An 18137-nucleotide genomic window follows, 5' to 3' on the forward strand; every position below is an offset into this window, starting at 1 on the left:
TTAATAAATAATGAAACAGGTATTACAGAATCCCTTTTTAGGACAAGCCGGTGCTGATGCATCCCAGCGATCTGCACCCCAACGTTTCTTGATTGTGGGTTTGGGAGAATCGGGCTATGCCATGGCAAAGTGGTGTTTGGTTCAAGGGGCATTTGTTCGTTTAGTAGATACCCGTGCTCATTCTGACCTGCGTTCGCAACAACTGGAGTGGTTGGCTGATTTACAAAAATTAGGATTACAAGACGCATGCTTTGAATCAAGTGATTGGAATACTTTATTAGATGGGGTGGATACAGTCGGTATTAGCCCTGGTTTGTCCCCGATCCAAGAGCCAACAGCAGAGCTTTTGCATCTATGTCAAGAACGTAATATTTCAGTGTGGAGTGAGATCGAGTTCTTTGCAAGAGCAATCCTTGCTTTGCAAACTATGTCCATACCTGCCGAAGATATATACAAGCCAAGTATTCTTGCGATTACTGGCACGAATGGTAAGACAACGACTTGCGCACTGACCGCCCAGATCTGTCAGCGTGCAGGTAAGCGCGTTGCTCTTGCAGGAAATATTAGTCCCGCCGCACTTGAGAAATTGCTCAGCGTACTTGCTGAGGCTAATAGCTATTCAGAGCTGCCAGAGATCTGGGTGCTTGAGTTATCTAGCTTCCAATTGCAATTTACACATACCTTGGATCCAACCGCAGCTACGGTTCTCAATTTATCGCAAGATCATCTCGATTGGCATGGAGATATGCAAGCCTATGCAGCAGCCAAGGCTCGAATTTTGGGAAAGAATTCTGTATTGGTACTTAACCGAGATGATGAAGTTGTGACAGCATTATTTGCCGATGAGAAAGAAAGTCGGAAGGTTATCCAATTTGGTAGCGATGGTCCTGCAGATGTAGATTCTTTTGGTATTGAGAGAGATCCTAGAGCGGGTGGGATCGATTGGCTTGTTTGGGCAGAGCCAGATGAGGCCACTTTAGCAAGCGAGCATGAAGAGGCACAAGAAGGCTTTATTAAACGCAAACGTCGTAAGAAATCAGACGTCTATGAAAAGTCCGATGAACTTCGGATCAAACGTTTAATCCCAGCTGATGCATTGCGTATTCGAGGGCGTCACAATGCACTCAATGCGCTCGCCGCACTGTCCTTGGCGCGCGCTACAGGCTTAGGAATTAGCCTTCTATTGCATGGCCTACGCGAGTATCAAGGTGAACCCCATCGCGTTCAGACAGTAGCTGTGATCGCAGATGTTGAGTACATCGACGATAGCAAGGGTACCAATGTGGGAGCTACAGTTGCTGCTTTACATGGGCTAGGATCAGCTACAGGAAGTAAAAATATTTGGTTAATTGCTGGAGGTGATGGCAAGGGACAAGACTTTTCACCCTTAGTTGAACCAATTACACGATTCGCAAAAGGTGTTGTATTAATTGGGCGCGACGGTCCTGCTATCGAAGCAGTGTGTGCTCAGGCCATAGAAGATCATGCGTTGCAACTAATACGCGCAAATAGTTTAGAGTCTGCCGTCGAGCAAACCTTTCTCCAAGCAAAAGCCGGGGATATTGTTTTATTGTCGCCAGCATGTGCAAGTTTTGATATGTTTAAAGACTATAAGCATCGGGCTGATGTTTTTGAGCAGGCGGTTCATGAGTTAGCGCATCAAATTTCATCAAGCTTGAATGATCCAGTGAGGGCGTCAGTATGAACACTCGCCCAAACCGTTTTTGGAATATCTCGCGAGAAGGTTTCGATGGCTTTCGTAGTGGTCTACGAGATGCTGTATCAGGCGTTGAGCAAACACGTTCCCGCATGATGGAGTATGACCAGTTATTAGTCTGGGCTATTTTGTCCTTAGCCTTAATTGGCTTGGTAATGGTGTATTCAGCCTCGATTACTTTAGCCGATGGCCCTAAATACGCCAATTACAGTAGTAATCATTTTTTAGTACGGCACTTAATTTCTTTAGGGATTGCAACATTTGTTGGATTTTGGGTTTTTAAGATTCCAGTCAAGGCGTGGGATAAGTTGGCTCCTTACTTATTCGCTTTCACCATTCTGTTATTAATTGCTGTTCTGATACCTGGAATCGGTAAAGGTGTGAATGGAGCCCGTCGTTGGATCCCCTTGGGGCTTATGAATTTTCAGCCTTCTGAGCTAATGAAATTCGCGGTCATTATTTTTGCCGCAAGTTATACCGTTCAAAGACAAGAGCATTTGCAGTCTTTTGTTAAGGGTTTTGTGCCGATGGGCTTAGCAGTTGCATTAGTCGGCCTGTTATTAATGTTAGAGCCTGATATGGGCGCCCTTATGGTTATTGGAATAATCGCCATGGGTATTTTGTTCTTAGGCGGCATTAACGCTAAGTTATTCGGTGGCTTGACGCTCGTAGGAATTTTGATTGTGGCAGCCGTGATTACTTTATCGGAGTTTCGACGGCAACGTATCTTTGCCTTCCTGGATCCCTGGCAGGCTGAGCATGCAGCACGCAAGGGATATCAGCTAGTTCATTCCTTAATGGCCTTTGGGCGGGGTGAGTGGTTTGGAGTTGGTTTGGGTGGCAGCGTTGAAAAACTGCATTACTTGCCTGAGGCTCATACTGATTTTATCTTGGCCGTCATTGGTGAAGAGCTTGGATTTTTGGGCGTCTGTGTTGTGATCTTGCTCTTTTATTGGATAGTACGTCGAGCATTCTTGATTGGTCGAACAGCCTTGCAGTTAGATCGTAGCTTCGCTGGTTTATGTGCCAAAGGAATTGCAATCTGGATTGGTTGGCAAGCCTTTATCAATATGGGCGTTAATTTAGGTTTGTTGCCAACAAAAGGCCTAACCTTGCCGCTAGTAAGTTATGGCGGATCTGCCATTTTGATGAATGCAGTTGCATTCGCAGTGTTACTCAAGATTGATTTCGAAAATCGGATATTGATGCGGGGGGGTAAGTTATGAGTTCAAACCCGCGCTCGATCTTGGTCATGGCTGGCGGAACGGGAGGGCATATCTTCCCTGGCTTAGCCGTTGCCGAAAATCTTCGTGGTCAGGGCTGGGAAGTTTCTTGGTTAGGCAATGCCAGTGGAATGGAGTATCGCTTAGTGCCAGCCAGGGGTTTTCAGTTTGAAAGCGTTCAGTTTGGTGGACTAAGAGGAAAAGGCCTCCTGACTAAAGTGATGTTGCCATTTAATTTGCTACGCGCCATGGCACAAAGTTGGCAAATTATTCGGAGACTAAAGCCCAGTGTTGTGTTGGGAATGGGCGGATACATTACCTTCCCAGGTGGTCTTGTAAGTTATCTTTTGGGTCGCCCTCTTGTTTTGCATGAGGCTAACTCCGTGGCAGGAAGCGCTAATCGGTTTTTAGCAAAAGTCGCCGCTCGTGTTTTGACAGGATTTCCGAAAACGATGCCTAATGCAGAATGGGTTGGTAATCCTATTCGAGAAAGTTTTGAGACCCTTACCGCTTGCGATGAACGTTATGCAGCACGGCAAGGACCTCTTCGCTTATTGGTTGTTGGGGGTAGTCTTGGGGCAGCGGTCTTAAATACGATCATTCCGGAGGCTTTAGCTCATATACCAATCGAGCAACGTCCTATGGTGATCCATCAGGCGGGCGAGAAGCATGCGAATGAACTGGTGGAGCACTATCGTGATTTGCATGTAAGCGCCGAAGTAAAACCATTTATTGAGGATATGGCATCTGCTTATGCAAATGCTGATCTAGTAATTTGTCGAGCCGGTGCCATGACTGTATCCGAAATCTCAAGCGCAGGAGTAGCCGCTTGTTTTGTACCATTCCCGCATGCGATTGATGATCATCAAACTGCAAACGCACGATTCTTATCAGATGCAGAAGCAGCCATTTTGTTACCACAGGATCAGCTATCTGCGCAGTCTTTAGCCAAGTTATTGCAGAACATCAATCGGGATGAGTTATCTGCGATGGCACAAAAAGCACAAGAGCGTGCTAAGCACCATGCTACGGAGCGGGTTGCAAGAATTTGTGCGGAGTGTGCCAAATGAAGCACATTGTTCAGCACATTCATTTTGTGGGCATTGGTGGTGCCGGCATGAGCGGTATTGCTGAGGTTCTCCTTAATTTAGGTTATCGCGTCTCTGGATCTGATCTATCTGCATCAGCAACTACAAAGCGTTTGGTTGAGCTCGGCGCAAGCATTCAGATTGGGCATGATGCAAAGCATATTGGTAGTGCTGAAGCTGTGGTGATCTCAAGCGCCGTTGCTGGAAATAATCCTGAAGTGTTAGCAGCAAGAGCAGCTCATATTCCTGTAATTCAGCGGGCGGTCATGCTAGGTGAGTTAATGCGTTTAAAGCAGGGGATTGCAATTGCAGGTACGCATGGCAAGACAACTACAACCAGCTTGGTCGCATCTGTTTTAGCGCAAGGCGGGCTAGATCCCACTTTTGTGATTGGCGGGAAGCTCAATTCAGCAGGGGTCAATGCGCGCTTAGGACAGGGTGACTTTATTGTGGTCGAAGCGGATGAGTCCGATGCATCATTCTTGCAATTATTTCCAGCCATGGAGGTGATCACAAATATTGATGCGGATCACATGGATACCTATCAGCACGATATGGCTCGTCTTAAGCAGGCATTTGTGCAATTTACCCAGCGTATGCCTTTTTATGGGATTGCTGTTTTATGTATTGATGACGCTAACGTGAGAGATATTGTCCCCTTTGTCTCACAGCCCATCTTGCGGTATGGCTTTTCTGATGATGCCGATATCCGCGCGAGCGACATTGAGGCAATTGGTACACAAATGCAATTTACTGTTCATCGCAGGACAGTTCGGCGTCATGGTACACAGCCTGGCCCACTTAAGATACGGCTTAACTTGCCCGGTAAGCACAACGTTCTAAATGCGCTTGCTGCAATAGGGATTGCAACAGAACTGGGTGTTAGTGACGAGGCGATTATGAAAGCCTTGGCACAATTTAGTGGCGTGGGGAGACGTTTTCAGCATCACGGCGATATCAAATTAGAGGGTGGACGCCAATTTACTCTAATTGATGATTATGGCCATCACCCGGTAGAGATGAATGCAACTCTTGCAGCAGCCCGCGGAGCATATCCTAAGCGTCGTTTGGTCTTGGCATTTCAGCCACATCGTTTTACTCGTACACGAGATTGTTTTGGAGATTTTGTGCAGGTATTACGTCAATTTGATGCAGTGGTTCTCACCAATGTCTATCCTGCCGGTGAAGCCCGTATCACGGGGGCTGATAGTAAGGCACTCATTAAGGCCCTTGGAAACAAAGTGCCGACCCAATTGGTTGAGGAAGTGAAAGAAATGCCCGCGGCCTTAAGTGCTCTTTTACAAGATGGCGACGTATTAATTACGATGGGCGCCGGCTCGATTTCTCAGTTACCCCATGCGATTGTGGAGATGAAGTATGTCTAGATCTCAATCACGCTGGAGCCAACAAGTAGCCATGGATCTGGCTGCTATAGATCCCAAACAATTAGGACGTGTTGCGGTTCTCATGGGAGGACGCTCAGCAGAGCGCGAGATATCACTTCTATCCGGCAATGGGGTCTTAAAGGCTTTACTAGAGAAGGGTATCGATGCGCACTCATTTGATCCAGGCTTGCGGCATCCTGCAGAAATTGCAGCAGAGAATTTTGATCGAGCGTTCATTACCTTGCATGGTCGTTATGGTGAAGATGGCACTATTCAGGGGCTTTTAGAGCTATTTGGTATTCCTTATACCGGTAGCGGTGTATTGGCATCAGCGCTCGCTATCGATAAGGTTGCTACTAAACGCATTTGGATTAGCAATCAATTACAAAATCCTCGCTTTGAGGTATTAACAGAACAAAGTAATTGGTCGCAAGTTGTTCATAAACTTGGATTACCAATCATCGTCAAGCCGGCCCATGAGGGTTCTTCATTGGGACTCAGTAAAGTAGCGCATGTTGACGATTTGCCTAAGGCCTATGCATTAGCAGCTCGTTTAGATAGATGCGTACTCGCAGAGCAATGCATTATTGGGCCTGAGTTAACTTGTCCAATTGTAGGCGAGGGCGATACCGCTCAGGCCCTACCGGTTATTCGGATCATGCCGCCACCAGCAGGATATGACTTTCATCATAAATATTTCTCCGATGAAACAAAATATTTATGTCCAACCGACTTAGATCCCAGGATTGAGGCGCGGGTTCAAGAATTAGCCGTGGCATCCTACCGTGCTTTAGGTTGTCGTACTTGGGGTAGGGCTGATGTGATGCTGGATGAAGCACATCAACTGGAGCCCTATCTCATAGAAATGAATACTTCTCCAGGTATGACATCGCACTCCTTGGTACCGATGTCCGCAATGGCGGCAGGAGTTTCCTATGCCGATTTAGTACTTTGGATTTTGATCCAGACTCTAAAGAGTGTTCCTGAAAAGATTAAAGGAGCGAGCTTATGAGTACCTTGATGAATCGGCTCTCTGAGTTATGCGTAATGGCAGCAGGGCCTGTTTGGAACTACCCAGAGCGGATGGCTGAAATTAGTCGTTGGCTAATGCGCTTCTTTGTTCTGGTTGTTCTGGTATCGGTCTTGCTGTGGATTAGTCAGCAGCCAGTATTTACCTTACGTCATGTACAGATTGAGTCTGCAGGCGATAAAGATTTACAGCATGTCCAATTAGCAATGGTTCGCAGCCAAGTATTGGATAAGGTACAAGGAAACTTTTTTAGTGTGCATTTGCAGGATGTTAAGAAAGCCTTTGAAGCTTTGCCATGGGTCAGACAAGCCAGTGTACGTCGCGCTTGGCCCAATGGTTTAGTGGTCAGTATTGAGGAGCAAAAGCCATTAGCGGTTTGGGGTAAAGCAGAGCAACAAAAATTAATGAATGTGTACGGTGAGGTATTTGCTGGATCGATCACCGAGCTTGATGAGAACACTTCTTTGGTTGAGCTCAGTGGACCAGATGGCTCCAGTAAAGAGGTCTTACGGCTTTACCAAAAGTCAAGCGCATGGTTTAAGCCTTGGGATGCAGAAGTGAAATCGTTAGCTCTCTCGGATCGTTATGCCTGGCATATCAAGTTGAGTAACGGCGTTCGAATTGAGTTTGGTCGCGAGGAAGAGCAGGCCAAAGGAGTATTGGAGCAGCGGGTTGCTCAGTTAATTCAATATTGGCCGCAGGTACAGCAAAAGTGGCCAAGTCGGGTCGATGCGGTTGATTTGCGATATCCGAATGGATTTGCAGTACGCATTGTTGGCGCACCTGTTAAGACTATTCCGCCCAGTATCAAGGTAGAAAACCGTACAGAGCAATTAATTGCTTTTGTAAATCACGATGATCAACGCAGTGAGGAATTGAAATGAGCAAAGACAACCGAGACTTATTGGTTGGTTTAGATATTGGTACATCCAAGGTGGTGGCCTTGGTTGCTGAGTTGAGCCCAGAGGGTCAATTCAATGTATTGGGTTTGGGTCAAACATCCTCGAAAGGCTTAAAGAAGGGTGTCGTTGTAAATATCGAGGCAACGGTTCAGTCGATTCAGAAAGCATTGGAAGAAGCAGAGTTGATGTCGGATCGCCGCATCATTCAGGTTTTTACTGGTATTGCAGGTAATCATATCGTGAGCTTTAACTCAAGCGGTATGGTTGCAATCCGGGATAAGGAAGTGGGAGCTGGAGACGTAGAGCGTGTTTTAGAAACGGCTAAGGCGATCAATATACCGACCGATCAACAGATCCTTCATATCCTTATTCAAGAGTTCATTATTGATGGTCAAGAGGATGTACGTGAGCCTATTGGTATGAGCGGTCTCCGTCTAGAGGTTAAGGTTCATATTGTGACCGGCGCAGTTAGTGCAGCGCAAAATATTGTGAAATGCGTAAGACGTTGTGGCTTAGAAGTAAATGACCTCATTTTGCAACCGCTTGCTTCTAGTTTGGCAGTATTAACAGATGATGAGAAAGAGCTTGGGGTTGTTCTGATTGATATTGGTGGTGGAACTACCGATATTGCAATTTATAGCCAAGGATCGATTCGACATACTGCCGTAATTCCAATTGCAGGCGACCAAATTACCAATGACATTGCAATGGCTTTGCGTACTCCAACCATTGAAGCAGAGGATTTGAAGATTCATCATGGGGTTGCAAAGCAAGAGTTAGCAGACGTTACAGCCATGATTGATGTTCCAGGAGTAGGCGATCGTGAGCCGCGTCCAATGTCAAAACAAGCCCTAGCAGCCGTGATTGAGCCGCGCGTGGAAGAGCTCTTCACATTGGTCCGAAATATTGTGCGCGAATCTGGTTATGAAGATATGGTTTCGTCCGGAATTGTCTTGACGGGGGGTACATCCATGATGCCCGGAATGGTAGAGCTAGCAGAACAGGTTTTTTTGAAGCACGCACGCATCGGTAGTCCAGAGTATCGAGGACACCTTCACGAGGTATTGCGTAGCCCGCGCTACTCAACCGGTTTGGGTTTGTTAATGGAAGGCCAGGCGCAGCTGATGCGTGGGCGTCGTTCGCTTCAAGGAGGAAATTTTCAGGGGGTTGTATCCCGCATGAAAGAGTGGTTTACAGGTAATTTTTAGAGGTTTTTTTCGTCGTCGTCAATCGGCAATCCATAGGGGAAAGCTGATTTATACAAGGAGGGTGTTATGGAATTTGAAATGGTAGAACAAGAAATAGCCGGCAAGACCATTATTAAAGTGGTTGGGGTCGGAGGGGCTGGGGGCAATGCTGTTCAGCATATGATCCGTCGAAGCGTTAATGGAGTGGACTTCATTTGTATGAACACCGATGCTGGAGCTTTGCAACGCTCACAAGCTAAAGTAAATCTGCAATTGGGGGAGACTGGCTTAGGGGCGGGAGCCAAGCCAGAAGTTGGTGCGGCAGCGGCTGAACAAGCGCGTGCCCGCATTGCCGATGTATTGCAAGGGGCTCATATGGTCTTTATCACGGCTGGGATGGGCGGCGGTACTGGAACCGGCGCTGCGCCCATCGTTGCCCAAGTTGCTAAAGAGATGGGTATCTTGACCGTTGGCGTGATTAGTAAGCCATTTGACTTTGAAGGTGCCAAGCGTTTGAAAGTAGCGGAGCTTGGCTCGCATGAGCTTGAAAAGCATGTTGACTCACTCATTGTGGTTCTCAATGAAAAGTTATTTGAGGTAATGGGAGAAGATGCCGAATTTGATAAAGCGTTTGCTTGCGCAGACGATGTATTGCATAACGCAGTATCAGGCATTGCAGAAATCATTAATGAGCAAGGTTTAATCAACGTAGACTTTGAAGATGTGAAGACTGTAATGAGCGAGCAGGGTAAGGCCATGATGGGAACTGCAACAGTATCGGGAATGGATCGTGCTCGTTTAGCAGCCGAGGCTGCAGTTGCATCGCCGCTATTAGAAGGGGTCGATCTTTCGGGTGCACGTGGAGTATTGGTAAACATTACAGCAAGTCGTTCCTTGAAGTTGTCAGAGACCCGTGAAGTAATGGCTGCGATTCGTGGATATGCTGCAGAGGATGCAACAGTTATTTTTGGAACTGTTTATGACGATAGCTTAGGTGATGCGCTCCGCGTTACTGTAGTTGCAACCGGTTTAAATGGTTCTCAAACAACGCAAAAGGATCAGCCTCAGCTCATTTGGCGTCAAGCAACCGGTACTAATGATGCAAGCCCCACTATGACCACATTGGGTGATTTTGCACCGATGAGCCCAGCTGCTGCGATGAGCCACTCAGTCACTAGCGCGCCCACGACTATGGTTACAGGACAGCCTGCACCAGTAAATCCAGCAGTTGATTATGGACAATTTGATATTCCAAAAGTTTTCAGAAACTCGCGGGATGCAGTGCCCCCCAGCTTAGGTGCGGATAGCTCCCCACAGGCCAAAGCCATGTTAGAAAAGGGGGCGGATTACTATGAAATACCTGCCTTTTTAAGGAAGCAAGCAGACTAATGAATTGACCATACAATAGTGAGTTCGAGGATTGCTAATATAGTCGCCCCTCCGGACGACGAATCCAGCGCCTGTATTAGCAGCCCAAAACCACTATTGATATGGAGATCACATGATTGCAGTCGGACAAAAATTACCCAACGCCACCCTCAATGAGTTTTTTGATGAAGAGCGCGATGGCTGTTCCTTGGGACCTAATTCGTTTGAAGTTGAAAAGTTAACAGCTGGTAAGAAGATCGTCGTATTTGCACTGCCAGGCGCATTTACGCCGACCTGTTCAGCAAAGCATGTTCCTGGTTATGTTGAGCATTTTGATGATATTAAGGCCAAGGGAGTCGATGAGATTTGGTGTATCTCTGTGAATGATCCATTTGTGATGGGTGCTTGGGGACGCGATCTGAAGGTTGGTAAAAAAGTACGTATGTTTGGTGATGGTAGTGCAGAGTTCACTAAAAAATTAGGTATGGAATTTGATCTGACCGCTCGTGGTTTTGGCGTGCGCTCACAGCGTTATGTAATGATCATTGACGATGGCATCGTCAAGCATCTTGCTGTAGAGGGCCCTGGTAAGTTTGAAGTCAGTGACGCAGCGAGCGCCCTAAAGCATCTCTAAGTATTGAAGAGAGTCAGGCCAATATGCTTAAGCAAAAAACCTTAGCAAAACCAATTAAGACCGTTGGTATTGGCTTGCACTCTGGACGTAAATCAACCCTGACGATCAATCCCGCACCAGTCAACTTTGGAATTCAGTTTGTTCGGGTTGATTTACCTCAGACGGTTCATATCCCCGCTCATGCTTTGGCTGTTTGCGATACGCGACTTGCTTCCGTCATTCAAAAAGATGGGGTTAAGGTTTCAACGGTGGAACATTTATTATCAGCCTGCTCTGGGCTTGGTCTAGATAATTTACTGATTGAGGTCGATGCTGAGGAAGTGCCGATCATGGATGGAAGCGCTGCTTCATTCTTGTTTTTGATTGAGTCTGCTGGAATTGTGGAACAAGATGCGCCTCGTAAGTTTATGGTCATTCAGAAAACGGTTGAGGTACGTGAAGGCAATAAATTAGCACGCTTGGAACCATTCTTTGGCTTTAAGTTAGACTTTACGATTGACTTTAAGCACCCTGCGGTCGATAAAACAGGACAGCACTGTATGGTTGACTTTGCTGAACATGCTTATCGGAGTGAAATTGGACGAGCCCGCACCTTTGGTTTTGCACATGAAGTAGAGGCGTTGCGTGAAATTGGTTTAGCTCGCGGTGGTAGTCTCGATAATGCGATTGTGCTTGATGAGCATCGTATTTTAAATAATGAAGAGTTGCGCTATGACGATGAGTTTGTGCGCCACAAAATATTAGATGCAATTGGCGATCTTTATTTAGCAGGGTATCCCATTGTTGGCGCCTACACGGCTGATAAGTCAGGACATGCTTTGAACAACAGTCTCTTGCGAAAGCTCTTAGAAGATGTCAGTGCTTATTCCATTGAGACCTTTAGCGATCGTAAGGCGCCTGCCGCCTATTTACAAACTGCCGATCCGGCTATAGTCTAGTTTTGCGACCGTTTAGGAGTTGTGCGACCGCTTCCCGAATACTGGAGTTGGGCGATAAACGATCATAGAGGGATTGCCATGCAAGGGTTGCGGCACCACTAAAGGGTGGAGGATCGATCCCTTCCTCGGTTTGCGGCAAGGATTGTCTAGGCCGAACTTTTACTTTGATACTCCTAAGGACCCACCTGTCTTGGCTGAGCTCTTTAATCAGGCTGGGCATTATTTGTTGTAAGCGGGCACTAATCGCTGGGCTTGAGACAAGTAAAAAAAGCTCCTCTGGGTTCTCCAATTTACATTCCACCATGATTTGGGGAGCCAATTGCCCAAATCCAAGCTTTTTTAGGGCATTTTGAACTTGAGAAGTCCGGTTTTCATGCCTTTTAGCCTGTTCCATTAGCTTTTGTAAGCCCTGCTCTTCCTGGAGGCAGTCTAACAAAGGGCGGGCAGACTTAAGTATGGGCTTATTCATCAAATGGGGGCTCGCGGGTGATAAACTCAGAGGCTAAAATTTTTTCATATTCCTTATGGTACTTGGTCTTATTAAAACACTGGTCGGCAGCAGCAATGACCGCCTCTTAAAACAATACCGAAAGGTAGTTACTAAGGTGAATTCCTTAGAGGCTAGCTTTCAGGCCTTAGATGACCTCGCCTTGCAAGCCAAAACGACGGAATTTAAGGACCGGGTTGCTGTAGGAGAATCACTTGATGATTTAGCTCCTGAGGCATTTGCGGCCGTTCGTGAAGCGAGTGTGCGCGTTATGAAAATGCGTCACTTTGATGTCCAGATCATGGGCGCATTAGCTCTCCATCAGGGCAAGATAGCCGAGATGGGAACGGGTGAGGGTAAAACACTAACTGCTACCCTGGCAGTGTATCTAAATGCCCTATCCGGTAAGGGCGTTCATGTGGTGACCGTAAACGACTATTTAGCAGAGCGCGATGCAGAGTGGATGGCTAAGCTTTATAACTTTTTAGGACTGAGCGTTGGCACTAATTTATCGCAGATGGATCATGAGGCGAAACAAAAGGCTTACGCATCTGATATTACCTACGGCACTAACAATGAGTTTGGCTTTGACTACTTGCGCGATAACATGGTGCAGGATATTGACCAAAGAGTTCAGCGAAGCTTGTCTTACGCTATTGTGGATGAAGTCGATTCCATCTTAATTGATGAGGCGCGGACCCCATTAATTATCTCTGGACAAGCAGAAGACCATACTGAACTTTATGTAAAGATCAATGCTTTACCGAGCTATCTTGATCCTCAGGTTGGGGAAGAGAAATCAGATGGCTCTGGGGTAATAAAACCAGGCGATTACTGGGTGGATGAGAAGTCACAACAGGTTTATCTAACCGAGCGTGGCCATGAAAAAGCGGAGCAGGTTCTTACTCAGATGAGTTTGCTCAAAGAGGGTGATTCTTTATACGCTCCTCAAAATATTAATTTGATGCATCACCTCTATGCTGCTTTGCGTGCACATTGCTTGTATCACCGCGATCAGCACTATGTAGTTCAGGGCGGAGAGGTCATTATCGTGGACGAGTTCACGGGTCGCCTAATGCAAGGACGTCGTTGGTCAGATGGTTTGCATCAAGCGGTAGAGGCCAAAGAAAAAGTTGGCATCCAGAATGAAAATCAGACCTTAGCGACGATTACATTTCAGAACTACTTCCGAATGTATCAAAAGCTTGCAGGGATGACTGGTACGGCAGACACAGAAGCCTATGAGTTTAAAGAGATCTATGGCTTAGAGACAGTTGTGATTCCGCCAAACCGACCCAGCCAGCGCCTGGATCGCCAAGACCAAATATACAAGACCTCCCCCGAGCGCTATGGCGCAGTGATTAAGGACATTAAAGAATGTAGTGAAAGAGGTCAGCCTGTATTGGTTGGCACCACCTCGATTGAAAACTCTGAACTTATTTCAAAGTTATTGGATAAAGAAAAGCTTTCACATCAGGTCTTAAATGCTAAGCAACATGCTCGTGAAGCTGAAATTATTGCCCAAGCAGGCAGGCCCAAGATGATCACGATTGCAACCAATATGGCTGGTCGTGGTACCGATATTGTTTTGGGTGGAAATGTAGAGCGTCAATCGATCTTGATTGAAGCAGATGATTCTGTTGAGGCTGCAGACAAAGCCAAACGGATTCAGAAACTTAAAGATGAATGGCAGGGTCTGCATGAAACAGTTGTTAATGCAGGCGGTTTACATATTATTGGTACAGAGCGTCATGAAAGTCGGCGCATTGATAATCAGCTCCGTGGACGCGCTGGACGCCAGGGCGATCCGGGCTCATCCCGCTTCTATCTTTCTTTAGATGATCCGCTGCTACGCATATTTGCGGGTGATCGGTTGCGGGCTGTGATGGATCGCCTCAAGATGCCAGAGGGTGAGCCAATTGAGGCGGGCATGGTAACTCGTTCAATTGAGTCTGCACAACGCAAAGTAGAAGGTCGTAACTTTGATATTCGTAAGCAGTTGTTAGAGTATGACGACGTTGCGAATGATCAGCGCAAGGAGACCTATCGCCTCCGTAATGAAGTCCTGGAGAGCAAAGATATTGGCGATTTGATTGCTAATTTATGCGAAGATGTCTTTACAACGATCGTTCGTAATTATGCCCCTGTTGAGTCAATGGAAGAGCAGTGGGATATTCCCGGTTTAGAAAATCTGCTTGTAAACGAATGGGGTATTCAACTTGATTTACAAAAGTGGATCACCGAAGCTGATTCAGTTGAGGATGAAGAGATCCTAGCTAAGGTAATTGAGGCCGCCAAGAAAAATTACCAGGCAAAAGAAGATCTAACCGGCCGTGAGTCTTTCGCTAGTTTTGAACGTTCCGTAATGCTCTATAGTCTTGATAGTCACTGGCGCGAGCATCTTGCAGCATTAGATCGTCTACGCCAAGGGATTCATTTGCGTGGATACGCTCAGAAAGACCCTAAACAAGAGTACCGCCGCGAGGCCTTTGAGCTCTATGCTGAGTTATTGGATGTCATTAAGAATGATGTCATTAAAACCGTATTTACAGTTCAGATCAAAAATGCTACTGAGCTAGATCAGGCCACTGAAACCATTACCGAAGACTTGGGTCAAGTAAAAGATCTGCAATTTAAGCACCATCATATAGAGAGCGGTGAGACCATTCCAGTCGAGCAAGTAGAGCATGAAATTACTGTAGCCCCACTTCGGGAAGGGCCCAAGACAGGCCGTAATGATCCATGTCATTGTGGAAGCGGTAAGAAATACAAGCATTGCCACGGAAAAATTGCTTAATTTCTAGTTTGCCATTCTAATTTACCTATGGCAGTTAACCTTCCACTCCCCAACAAGGATGAGCTCAAGCCAATTGCTGGTTTGAAGCTTGGTATTGCCGAAGCGGGTATTAAGCGAGCAAACCGCAAAGATATATTAGTAATCCGTTTAGTACCTGGGTCGAGTGTTTCTGGAGTATTTACTCAAAACCGTTTCTGTGCTGCCCCAGTTCAGCTTTGTAGGGCTCACTTATTAGAGCGTAACCCTATTGAGGCCTTGATTATTAATACGGGCAATGCCAATGCAGGCACGGGCGAAGAGGGCTTGCGTCGAGCACAACAAACTTGCGATGCGTTAGCTAATGCCTTAGACGTTAGCCCTGAGCAAATCTTGCCCTTTTCAACGGGGGTCATTCTTGAGCCCTTACCCGTAGAGAAAATTATTATCGCAATACCTAAGGCAATCTCTGCACTCAAAGAGGATGATTGGTATTCAGCGGCTGAAGCCATCATGACCACCGATACTCAGCCCAAAGCCGCATCACTCACTATTCAAACTTCCGCTGGACCGATCGTCATGACCGGAATATCTAAAGGCGCCGGCATGATTCAGCCTAATATGGCAACGATGCTCGGCTTCATTGGTACCGATGTAAATATCAATTCAGATTTACTTCAGGATCTTACTCGCGAGGCAGCCGATTTATCGTTTAATGCGATTACGATCGACGGTGATACCTCAACCAATGACTCCTTCATTGTGATGGCAACTGGACAATCGACAGTGAGTATTCAGAGTAAATCAGACCCAGCATATGCCGCATTTAGGGAGGGTTTAATTACCCTCTCTCGTCAATTGGCTCAGATGATTGTTCGCGATGGAGAGGGCGCTACAAAATTTATAACTATCCGAGTTAAGGGTGGCAAAGATAGTGTGGAGTGCAAGCGCATTGCTAAATCAATTGCGCACTCACCACTAGTAAAAACCGCTTTTTTTGCAAGCGATCCAAACTTGGGCCGAATCTTAGCAGCCATTGGTTATGCGGGTGTGGGCGACTTAGATAGTTCCAAGGTTCAACTTTGGCTAGGGGATGTCTGGGTTGCAAAAGACGGGGGGCGCAATCCAGATTACAAGGAGGCGGATGGTCAGGCTGTAATGAAACAGTCGGAGATTAGCGTTACAGTTGATTTAGGTCGTGGAAATGTCGAGGAGACGGTTTGGACCTGCGACCTTTCGCATGAGTACGTTTCAATCAATGCAGACTATCGATCATAACCATCAAAATATTTATTACTGAATAATAAGGCTATTTACGGTGAATGATAAATTAAATCGCCTCCTCGATCACCTCGAAACATTTTTACCAAAACCACTGACTGATCAGGATTGGAAAAATTCGAAGGCGTTTCGATGGCATAGACGAGATAGTATTTTTGGCAGTATTGGTTTTTTAAAACCCGTTAAGCATCTATCGGATATATCGTTTGATGATCTTAAGCACATTGATCGCCAGCGAGATGCGATTATTGAAAATACTCAGCATTTTGTTGATAAAAAGCCTGCCAATAATATTCTTCTGACCGGTGCTCGAGGTACTGGTAAATCCTCTTTGATTAAGGCCTGCTTAAATCAGTTCGCCAATCAAGGTTTGCGGCTTCTTGAGGTTGATAAAGATTATTTGGCAGACCTCCCAGACATCACTGAATTACTGGCAGTACGTCCCGAACGATTTATCGTATTTTGTGATGATCTCTCTTTTGAGGATGGTGAATCAGGCTACAAAGCGATGAAGTCCGCTTTGGATGGCTCAATCTCAGCTCAAGTGGATAACGTCTTAATTTATGCTACCTCGAATCGACGCCATTTGTTACCAGAATATATGAGGGATAACGAGTCTTATGTTCATACCGATGATGGCGAGATCCATCCGGGCGAGGTTGTTGAGGAGAAAATATCTCTATCAGAACGATTTGGTTTATGGCTATCGTTTTACCCTCCCCGCCAAGAAGAGTATTTAGCGATTGTCTCCCATTGGCTGTCTCATTTTGGACTCACCTCTAAAGAAATTGAGGCTGCTCGTTCAGAAGCTTTGGTGTGGGCTCTTGAGCGCGGGTCTCGCTCAGGACGCGTTGCTTGGCAATTTGCAAAACACTGGGCTGGGTCACACTCCTCAGGTAAACAAGACTAACAAATGACAGTTCAGTCACGACCTATTGTTGAGGTCGCCGTCGGGATTCTGCTGAAAGAGGGCAAAGAGGTCTTGATGGGAAAGCGCCCAGAAGGGAAACCCTATGCTGGGTATTGGGAGTTTCCAGGTGGCAAATTAGAGGCTGGCGAGTCTGTTGCATTGGCGCTGCATCGTGAGCTTAAGGAGGAGCTGGGGATAGCAATCTCCCTCAATCCTTCCCACTTTTCTGAGTTGATCACTCTAGAGCATGATTATCCACACGCATACGTACGGTTACACGTATGTTTAGTGCAGCAATGGCAAGGTGAGCCTGCTGGCTTAGAGAATCAGGCGCTATCTTGGCAGTCCGTATTCCACTCAAAATTGACTGTTGACCCAGTCCTTCCAGCCGCATGGCCGATTATTGAGTATTTGCAGAATTATTTATAAACGAAATAATTTAGAAATGGCAGAGTGTTAACTTAAACGGAATATCTTCATTGATCAGCGTGGGCTTTTGATCACGGTCGCACTTGAGAAGACGAATCGATAATAAGTATTTGTTGGCACTGATTTCTGCAAAGAGCGAAGGATCCTCTAAGGTAATACGCATTAACTGATAGACCTTGCCAGAAGGCGCTTGTTGAAAAGATCCTTTGTGCGCAAGAACCTCTCTACTTTCTCCAGACTCACGCAGCAGACGTAAAAATAAGTGACAAGATTCTTGCCAAGGCAGCATTGGATAAATAAATTTCTGAAGCAGCTCGCGACGGGATGTCACTGGACTGTGGCGCCATGCATAAAATCCGGGTAGATCAATCGGGCTTGTGCCCCCTGGAGTGTGTAAGCGCGTACGAATTGCATTAAGCCACTCATTGTCGGCAATGATTGCATTAGGCTTGATAACCGAGCTATTAACTTGTGTAGCAGCATGCTCAAGCTCACCAAGGGTTGCTAATAGCTTATCTTGATCTACCTCTTTAGATGATTTGAGACCATTTAAGCTAAATTTTTGGCGTTCGAATTCTTTTAATAAAAGAGCTTTAATATCGCCCCGCGCACTAATATCCCCAAGCTCAAACAAAGTGATGAGCGCATTGTGATGCAGCTCCGCATCATCAGACCTGGCAAAGTGATTAAAGCGATCGAATAAATACTCAAGGCGAAGCATGCTTCGCACCAGTTCGTTAAAGGGGTATTCGTAAATGATCACAGGCTATTATTTTATGCCCACC

General features: G+C 46.2%; 16 protein-coding genes. 14 read left to right on the forward strand and 2 right to left on the reverse strand.

Annotated features, from left to right (window positions below; all coding sequences use genetic code 11):
* Window positions 1–10 precede the first annotated feature (10 nt).
* From murD to lpxC, 10 genes are all read left to right on the forward strand, one after another.
* Window positions 11–1705 carry a UDP-N-acetylmuramoyl-L-alanine--D-glutamate ligase gene (gene murD, locus NKE59_RS00840; RefSeq protein WP_353438981.1) on the forward strand — a complete coding sequence of 565 codons (1695 nt, stop codon included), beginning with the start codon at window positions 11–13 and terminating at the stop codon, window positions 1703–1705.
* Window positions 1702–2943 carry a putative lipid II flippase FtsW gene (gene ftsW / locus NKE59_RS00845; protein ID WP_353438982.1) on the forward strand — a complete coding sequence of 414 codons (1242 nt, stop codon included), beginning with the start codon at window positions 1702–1704 and terminating at the stop codon, window positions 2941–2943. Before murD ends, ftsW begins: the two co-directional genes overlap by 4 nt.
* Window positions 2940–4010 (forward strand): undecaprenyldiphospho-muramoylpentapeptide beta-N-acetylglucosaminyltransferase, encoded by a 1071-nt coding sequence (gene murG, locus NKE59_RS00850; RefSeq protein ID WP_353438983.1) that lies wholly within the window; start codon window positions 2940–2942, stop codon window positions 4008–4010. The genes ftsW and murG overlap by 4 nt, the downstream gene beginning before the upstream one ends.
* Window positions 4007–5413 carry a UDP-N-acetylmuramate--L-alanine ligase gene (murC, locus tag NKE59_RS00855; RefSeq protein ID WP_353438985.1) on the forward strand — a complete coding sequence of 469 codons (1407 nt, stop codon included), beginning with the start codon at window positions 4007–4009 and terminating at the stop codon, window positions 5411–5413. Before murG ends, murC begins: the two co-directional genes overlap by 4 nt.
* 31 nt (window positions 5414–5444) lie before the next feature.
* Window positions 5445–6425, forward strand: coding sequence for a D-alanine--D-alanine ligase (locus tag NKE59_RS00860; RefSeq protein ID WP_353439873.1), 981 nt, complete (start codon window positions 5445–5447; stop codon window positions 6423–6425).
* Window positions 6422–7327, forward strand: a complete 906-nt coding sequence (locus NKE59_RS00865; RefSeq protein WP_353438987.1) for a cell division protein FtsQ/DivIB — start codon at window positions 6422–6424, stop codon at window positions 7325–7327. The genes NKE59_RS00860 and NKE59_RS00865 overlap by 4 nt, the downstream gene beginning before the upstream one ends.
* On the forward strand, window positions 7324–8553 hold the full coding sequence (gene ftsA, locus NKE59_RS00870; RefSeq protein ID WP_353438988.1) for a cell division protein FtsA: 1230 nt from the start codon (window positions 7324–7326) through the stop codon (window positions 8551–8553). Before NKE59_RS00865 ends, ftsA begins: the two co-directional genes overlap by 4 nt.
* 66 nt (window positions 8554–8619) lie before the next feature.
* Entirely contained in the window at window positions 8620–9921 is a 1302-nt protein-coding gene (ftsZ, locus tag NKE59_RS00875) for a cell division protein FtsZ (protein ID WP_353438989.1), read from the forward strand.
* Between the two features lie 112 nt (window positions 9922–10033).
* Window positions 10034–10534: a peroxiredoxin gene (locus NKE59_RS00880; RefSeq protein ID WP_353438991.1), complete on the forward strand. Its 501-nt coding sequence runs from the start codon at window positions 10034–10036 to the stop codon at window positions 10532–10534.
* 23 nt (window positions 10535–10557) lie between these two features.
* Window positions 10558–11472 carry a UDP-3-O-acyl-N-acetylglucosamine deacetylase gene (gene lpxC, locus NKE59_RS00885; protein WP_353438992.1) on the forward strand — a complete coding sequence of 305 codons (915 nt, stop codon included), beginning with the start codon at window positions 10558–10560 and terminating at the stop codon, window positions 11470–11472.
* Here lpxC and NKE59_RS00890 read toward each other — a convergent pair.
* Window positions 11462–11941 (reverse strand): hypothetical protein, encoded by a 480-nt coding sequence (locus tag NKE59_RS00890; RefSeq protein WP_353438993.1) that lies wholly within the window; start codon window positions 11939–11941, stop codon window positions 11462–11464. The genes lpxC and NKE59_RS00890 overlap by 11 nt on opposite strands.
* Window positions 11942–11996: 55 nt before the next feature.
* Between NKE59_RS00890 and secA the strand changes: the two genes are divergently transcribed.
* The 4 genes from secA to mutT are packed head-to-tail and all read left to right on the forward strand — an operon-like array spanning window position 11997 to window position 17352.
* Window positions 11997–14756, forward strand: a complete 2760-nt coding sequence (gene secA / locus NKE59_RS00895) for a preprotein translocase subunit SecA (RefSeq protein WP_353438994.1) — start codon at window positions 11997–11999, stop codon at window positions 14754–14756.
* Between the two features lie 27 nt (window positions 14757–14783).
* A complete protein-coding gene (gene argJ / locus NKE59_RS00900) occupies window positions 14784–16010 on the forward strand; it encodes a bifunctional glutamate N-acetyltransferase/amino-acid acetyltransferase ArgJ (protein ID WP_353438995.1) in 1227 nt (408 codons plus the stop codon).
* A 40-nt stretch (window positions 16011–16050) separates the two neighbouring features.
* On the forward strand, window positions 16051–16923 hold the full coding sequence (locus NKE59_RS00905; RefSeq protein ID WP_353438996.1) for an ATP-binding protein: 873 nt from the start codon (window positions 16051–16053) through the stop codon (window positions 16921–16923).
* 3 nt (window positions 16924–16926) lie between these two features.
* Window positions 16927–17352, forward strand: a complete 426-nt coding sequence (gene mutT, locus NKE59_RS00910; RefSeq protein ID WP_353438997.1) for an 8-oxo-dGTP diphosphatase MutT — start codon at window positions 16927–16929, stop codon at window positions 17350–17352.
* A 10-nt stretch (window positions 17353–17362) separates the two neighbouring features.
* On the opposite strand, the gene zapD is transcribed toward mutT, so the two are convergent.
* Window positions 17363–18115, reverse strand: coding sequence for a cell division protein ZapD (zapD, locus tag NKE59_RS00915; RefSeq protein ID WP_353438998.1), 753 nt, complete (start codon window positions 18113–18115; stop codon window positions 17363–17365).
* Window positions 18116–18137 lie beyond the last annotated feature (22 nt).

Source organism: Polynucleobacter sp. UK-FUSCHL-C3, assembly GCF_040409815.1.
Lineage (GTDB): Bacteria > Pseudomonadota > Gammaproteobacteria > Burkholderiales > Burkholderiaceae > Polynucleobacter.